Origin of the sequence: Albidovulum sp., assembly GCF_008933605.1 — a bacterium.
Classification (GTDB): Bacteria; Pseudomonadota; Alphaproteobacteria; order Rhodobacterales; family Rhodobacteraceae; genus Albidovulum.
Window position 1 is genome coordinate 1 of the sequence record NZ_WBUS01000179.1, and the last position, 5,813, is coordinate 5,813.

The window sequence follows — 5,813 nt, forward strand, 5'->3', positions numbered from 1 at the left end:
GGCGGGCACCGGCCGTTCCGGCAGGCGGTCGCAGACGAGCGTGTAGCGAAAGCCCGTGCGCCGCGCGGCGAGCGCGGAAACGAGGCTGCGGGCGAACCGGCCGAAGCCGCGTTCGTTGTCCCAAGCGCTTCCGTCGATGCCGACGTGAATGGTCATGCCCGCCCTGCTCCTGCCTGCCTTCTTCCTAGTGCAATCCGGGGCGGCCCCCAAGCGGAAGGAGATGGCCGCCCGCCCTTCGGCGCGGGAAAGGGAGAAACCGCCGAGGGCGGCGGTTTCGTTTCCGATCCGGCACAGGTCTCGGGATTTCGACAGCCAGGACGTGCGCGAGCCCCTGGCATGCGATAAGCACGGGTTGGATTTCACGACCGGGTTTCAGGGGGCGGCATCATGGCGAGGGACACGACGCGACGACCGCTCCACGTGCTCGAAATGCAGACGGAATTCGGCGTCGGAGGCATTACCAAGCACGTGCTCGCGCTGCGCGACTGGATGCGGGGGCAGGGCCACCGCATCACCCTCGGCGGCACGAGTTCCTTCTGGGCGGGCAAGGATACCGAGCCGGACTACCTGGAACTTCCGACGAAGTATGTCTCGGGCATCGGCGGCTCGCTCCCCGCGCGGCTGATGAACCTGGCCCGCGCGGTCTGGACGCTCCGCCGCTGGCTGAAGCGGAACCGCGTGGATCTGATCCATGCCCACGAATCCGCGCCCGCGCTGGTGGCGAACCTGGCGCGGAAGGGGCTCGGAATTCCGCTCGCCGTGACCTATCACGGCTCGGAACCCTCGCGCATCGCCTCCTTCGGCGGCATCGCGCGGGCGGCCGACCTCGTCATCACGCCCTCGCACCGGTCGGCCGAGGACCTCGAGAAGATCGGCGGCGTGCCGCGCGCGAAGCTGAAGGTCCTGGGGCTCGGCGTGGCGCCGCCGCCGGACGATGCGCCCGAGGAGATCGCGGCGCTCAGGCGCGAGCTTCTGGGTGATGGCGACCGGGTGGTCGTGACGCTGGCGCGGCTCGAGTACCAGAAGGGCATCGACATCCTCATCGAGGCGGCCCAGCGCATCGTGAAGGACCATCCGGGCGTGCGCTTCGCCGTGGCCGGCGACGGGGTGGACGAGGCGAAGCTGAAGGCGCAGGCCCGCGCGCTGGGGGTGGACCGGCACGTCCGCTTCCTTGGCCGGGTGAGCCGCCCGCACCTCTACCTCCGTGCCTCCGACATCTTTCTCCTCACCTCGCGATGGGAGGCCTTGCCCTTCTCCATCGTCGAGGCCTTCCAGGCGGGCATCCCGGCGGTGGCGACGGCCTGTTCGGGCGTGGTGGAACTCATCGACGATCAGGTGGGCGCGGTGGTGCCGGTGGGCGATGTGGCGGCCATCGCCGAGGCGGTGGGCCGGATCATCGCGGACGATGCCCTGCGCAAGGCGATGGGGCGCGCGGCCCTGGAACGCTCGAAGCTCGACCGGTTCGACCCCGACTGGGTGCACCGGCAGTTCGAGGAGACCTATGACGGGCTGGCGTGGCGCGGATAGCGGCGCGGCGGCCCTACCGAGCCATCCGTTTCAGATGGTCGGCTGTCGCGGCAAGCCCCGCGGCGAGGTCGTATTGCGGCGCGTAGCCGAGCCGGGTGCGGGCGTGGTCGATCCGGCAGGTGCCGCGGCCGGTGAATTCCTCGAGGAGGTGGTGGTCGGGCTCCAGCCGCCGCACTTTCCCGCTGCGGCGCCGGACCGCGCCCGTCAGCGCCTCGAAGCGCCGGTGGCCGATCGCGCGGCGGAGCATCGCGCTGACCCTCGCAGCGGCGGAGGGCGGGCGGTCGGTCGTCTCGTCCGGTTTCGGCCCGAGCCGCGCCAGGAGGTCGGCCACCGGCGCGCGGCTCACCTCGCCCCTTCCGAGCGCCCGTGCGTAGCCCTGAAGCAAGGCCGACCAGGGGAAGGGGGCCGGCCCCGATATCACGAAACGCTCGCGGCCGAGGTCGGGCAGCGTCGCGGCTTTCAGGCAGGCCTGCACGACATCCTCGACGAAGACGCCGTTGCAGAGCCCCTCGGGCTCCGGCAGCACCACGCCCCCGCCGAGGAGCGCGGTGGCGAATCCGTCCGTCCAGAGCGCGGAGCCGGGGCCGTAGACGATGGTGGGTTGAAGGATCGCGGCCGGCAGCGGCTGCGCCAGGAGCCGCTTTTCCATTGCGATCTTGGCCTGCCGGTAGGCGCTTCCGCCGGGGCGGCCGGTGCTGCCCGCCTCGGTGCAGTCCGCCGCCGGCCAGGCATCGTAGACGACGATGGAACTGAGATGGACGATGCGCCCGACGCGCGCGCCGCGCGCAGCCGACAGGAGCCGGTCGAAGCCCACGAGGTTCGCGGCGGCCGTGGCGCGCACGTCGTAGGCGAGGTTGAAGAGAACCGAGGTCCCGGCAAGGGCGCGGGCCAGGGCCGCCTCGTCCGCGAGCGCGGCAATCACCGGGCGGACCCCCTTCGGCAGGTCCCTGAGGCCCGAGCGGCTGCGGGTCAGGACGCCGACATCGGCCCCGGCGGCGACCAGTGCCGCGACCAGCCTGCGGCCGATGAAGCCGGTGGCGCCGGTGACGAAGACCTGGCGCCCCGCAAGTGCTGTTTCCATGCTTTCACCCTTCCGCCGCTGCGGCGCAGAATAGCCACAGGCGCGCGCCTTTGGAACCCGCGTCCGGGGCGCAGGCTGGCCCGAATCCGATCGCCATGCTAGCTGCCCTGCATTCGTTTGGGCGATTGCTGAGCGCCGGCCTCGGCCGGCGCGGGGAGCGGGGATGCGGATCGGGGTAATCGGAGCGGCCGGGAAGATCGGCCAGATGCGTGTGGCGACGATCCTGGCAGAGCCGCGGACGGAGCTCGCCGCCGTCATGGACATGGCCATGGAGAAGGCGAAGGAGTTCGCCAACGGCGCGCCCGCCTTCACCGACCTCGACGCCTTCCTCGCCGTTCCGATGGACGCGGTGGTGATCTCCACCCCCGCCTTCGTGCGCGAACCGCTCTGCCTTGCGGCGTTCAAGGCGGGACTGCACGTCCTTTCGGAGAAGCCGCTCGCGCCGACGCTGGCGGCAAGCCGCCGGATCCTTGATGCGGCGAAGGCGGCCGGGCGCCACCTCGGCGCCGGCTTCAACATGCGCTACTATCCGGCCTTTTCCTACGTGAAGGACGTGATCGAGAGCGGCCAGATCGGGCAGATCGACCATCTCCGCATCTACGGCGCGCATGACGGGCTGCACCACTTCGCGCACGACTGGGAATACCGGGCCGAGAAGTCGGGCGGCGGCGCGATGTGGGACGTCGGCATCCACATGACCGACATGGCCCGCCACCTCATGGGCGAGATCACCGAGGTCTATGGTGTCGCCACCAACCGGGTCTGGAACGTGCCGGGGTCGGAGGACAACGCGATGGCGATCTTCCGGTCGCCCTCGGGGCTTGCCGCCACCTACCACGCCACCTGGACCGACTGGAAAGGCTACATGAGCGCCGTCGAGGTCTATGGCAGCAGGGGCATGGTGCGGGGCCAGTACGCGCCGATGGAAAACCTCCTGATCACCATGGACAAGCCCGGCGGCGCGAAGCGACGGGTCAGGAAGACCTATTTCGACATCAAGGTCCGGGAAAAGCTGAAGTCGTGGAAGACGACGGCGCTCAAGTCCTTCCAGGACGAGCTTTCCGATTTCGTCGGCCTCGTCGAGGGGCGCGAGGGCCTCAGGATCGCCGACGGGCATGCCGCGCTGCGGGCGGTCGAGATCGCGACGATGGTGCCGGAAAGCAGCCGCACCGGGCTTCCGGTGAAGCTCGAAGACCTCGGTCCAATGAAGGTGTGACGATGCGCGAGACGCCCGAGCTTTCCATCGTCGTCGCCATCATCGACGGCGGCGATTACCTGAAGGACTTCCTCCGCGCCGCGCTCGCCTTCGAGGACGCGCCCGCGCACGAGATCATCGTGCCCTACGACCAGACCTGCCCGGAAGTGCCTGCCATGCGGGACGAGTTCCCGGCGGTGCGCTTCCTCGACATGGGCCATGTCGCGACCGAGCATCCGGTCACGACCGAGGCGGGGCGGCACGAGCTCTACGACCGGCGCAAATCCTTCGGGCTGAAGGATGCGAAGGGGCGCTACCTCGCCATCCTCGAAGACCGCGGCCATCCGCGCGCCGACTGGGCGCGGGCCGTCGTGGACCTGCACAAGGAAACCGGGGCCGCCGTCGTCGGCGGCGCGATCGAGTGCCGGGAACCGGCAAGCGCGCTCAACTGGACCTTCTATGTCACCGACTTCAGCCAGTATGGCCTGCCGGTGACGAATGGCCCCGCGACCTGGATTTCCGACGTGAACGTGAGCTACACGCGCGAGGCGCTGGAGGCGACCCGCGACCTCTGGACCGAGCGCTACCACGAGCCGATCGTGCACGAGGCGCTGATGGCGCGAGGCGAGACGCTCTGGCTTTCCGACCGCGTCGTGATCTTCCATGGCCGTCCGAAGACGCCGCTCGGCTACATGATCCACGAACGCTTCCATTGGGGAAGGCTCTTCGGCCAGATCCGCACCTTGACGATGTCGGAAGGGCAGCGGTGGAAATACATCCTGCTCAGCCCGCTCATCCCGCCGGTGCTCTGGCTGCGGCATGGGCTGACGCAGCGGCGCAAGGGGCGGGGCATGCGCTACCTGAAGGCGCTGCCCTATGTGGTGATCCTGACGACGGCCTGGACCGTGGGCGAGGTCTGGGGCTACATCACCCGGCGCGCCTGAGGCCGGGAGCGGCCGGAGGCCAGCGGTTTTCGGCGATGGTCACCGCATCTGGCGGTGATTGTCTGCATTTTCGCAACATGTGCCACAATTCCGCCATGGTCTCGCGGTTTTCACGCCACATTCCATGCCGGCTGTGCCAATGCACCGCATGTGGGTGAAAAACAATCCGGCCCGGCGTGGGGCACGCCGAGGGGTCGGAAAAGAGGATAGAGCAATGATGACCAGTATCTCTGGGCGCGCGGTTCGCGCGTCGTTTCTTGCCGCTGCCGTGGCGGCGGGGCCTGCGAGCCTCGCCGAGGCCGCGCCGCGCATGACCAACGCGCAGAAGCAGCAGGCGGAGTTCCTTTGCCAGCGGACGGAGTTCAGCCGCACCGAGATCCGGCACCTCCAGCGCAGCGCCGATTTCCCGGTGCTTCTGGCTTATGCCTTGCAAGCCTGCCCGGCCGTGGCCGCCACGCTCTCGGACGGCGCGACCGCGTCGGTCGCCTTGCCGCGGGCGCCGCGCGACAATGACAATGATCGCAGCCCGGGCCGCGGTTCCGAAGACGAGGGCGGCGAAAAGGGGATCTGAGGCGCTCAGCTGCCGGCGGAACTGGCCACGGGGCCGAAGATGCCGCCGGCGGCGATGGCGTTCCAGCGGCGGGGGTCGTTCGGGTCCTGCATCCTGAGGAAGCTGTATCCGGTTCGATGCCAGGGCAGCATCCGGTCGGTGAGGTTGTCGAGCACGAGATCCTGCGCCGCGGTCCTCAGGACCAGCACGGCGTGATGGTCGCGGCGCCGGTCGAGGACGGTCGCGATGAGCAGGGCCCCGGCCGGAACGCCGGCCTGGATGAGCCTCTGCTTCTTCGCCAGAACGAAGTCCTCGCAATCGCCGCCGCGGGGCGTGGGCAGGTCCCAGAGGTCATCGCGGCCATACTGGCTCAGGTCCGTCACCTCGCGCACCGTGGCGTTGACCTCGCGGTTGACGCCGTTGGCGACGGTGAGGGCGCTGTCGGGCGCAACGGTCCGCCCCCGGCTCGCAGCGCAGGCCCAGCGGTAGCGGGAGCACAGGTCGCCCGACCCGCTC

Annotated in this window: 6 protein-coding genes; 4 read left to right on the top strand and 2 right to left on the bottom strand. The window is 69.7% G+C overall.

Annotated features, from left to right (window positions below; genetic code table 11):
- Window positions 1-387: 387 nt before the first annotated feature.
- Window positions 388-1,527 (top strand): glycosyltransferase family 4 protein, encoded by a 1,140-nt coding sequence (locus F9K34_RS16455; RefSeq protein WP_291338202.1) that lies wholly within the window; start codon window positions 388-390, stop codon window positions 1,525-1,527.
- A gap of 13 nt (window positions 1,528-1,540) precedes the next feature.
- Here F9K34_RS16455 and F9K34_RS16460 read toward each other — a convergent pair whose 3' ends face one another.
- Window positions 1,541-2,608: an NAD-dependent epimerase/dehydratase family protein gene (locus F9K34_RS16460; RefSeq protein WP_291338203.1), complete on the bottom strand. Its 1,068-nt coding sequence runs from the start codon at window positions 2,606-2,608 to the stop codon at window positions 1,541-1,543.
- A 163-nt stretch (window positions 2,609-2,771) separates the two neighbouring features.
- Here F9K34_RS16460 and F9K34_RS16465 point away from each other — a divergent pair, with 163 nt between their 5' ends.
- The 3 genes from F9K34_RS16465 to F9K34_RS16475 all read left to right on the top strand — a co-directional run bounded on the left by F9K34_RS16465 (window position 2,772) and on the right by F9K34_RS16475 (window position 5,318).
- A complete protein-coding gene (locus F9K34_RS16465; protein WP_291338204.1) occupies window positions 2,772-3,824 on the top strand; it encodes a Gfo/Idh/MocA family protein in 1,053 nt (350 codons plus the stop codon).
- 2 nt (window positions 3,825-3,826) lie between these two features.
- Window positions 3,827-4,747, top strand: a complete 921-nt coding sequence (locus tag F9K34_RS16470) for a hypothetical protein (protein WP_291338205.1) — start codon at window positions 3,827-3,829, stop codon at window positions 4,745-4,747.
- A 217-nt stretch (window positions 4,748-4,964) separates the two neighbouring features.
- Complete coding sequence (locus F9K34_RS16475) at window positions 4,965-5,318, top strand: hypothetical protein (RefSeq protein ID WP_291338206.1); 354 nt, start codon at window positions 4,965-4,967, stop codon at window positions 5,316-5,318.
- A 5-nt stretch (window positions 5,319-5,323) separates the two neighbouring features.
- On the opposite strand, the gene F9K34_RS16480 is transcribed toward F9K34_RS16475, so the two are convergent.
- On the bottom strand, window positions 5,324-5,813 hold a 490-nt coding region (locus tag F9K34_RS16480), incomplete at its 5' end, for a transglutaminase-like cysteine peptidase (protein WP_291338207.1).

Coding starts and splice junctions, on each gene's coding strand:
- F9K34_RS16470 (WP_291338205.1), top strand. CDS start 3,827: ATGCGCGAGACGCCCGAGCTTTCCATCGTCGTCGCCATCATCGACGGC.
- F9K34_RS16475 (WP_291338206.1), top strand. CDS start 4,965: ATGACCAGTATCTCTGGGCGCGCGGTTCGCGCGTCGTTTCTTGCCGCT.
- F9K34_RS16465 (WP_291338204.1), top strand. CDS start 2,772: ATGCGGATCGGGGTAATCGGAGCGGCCGGGAAGATCGGCCAGATGCGT.
- F9K34_RS16460 (WP_291338203.1), bottom strand. CDS start 2,608: ATGGAAACAGCACTTGCGGGGCGCCAGGTCTTCGTCACCGGCGCCACC.
- F9K34_RS16455 (WP_291338202.1), top strand. CDS start 388: ATGGCGAGGGACACGACGCGACGACCGCTCCACGTGCTCGAAATGCAG.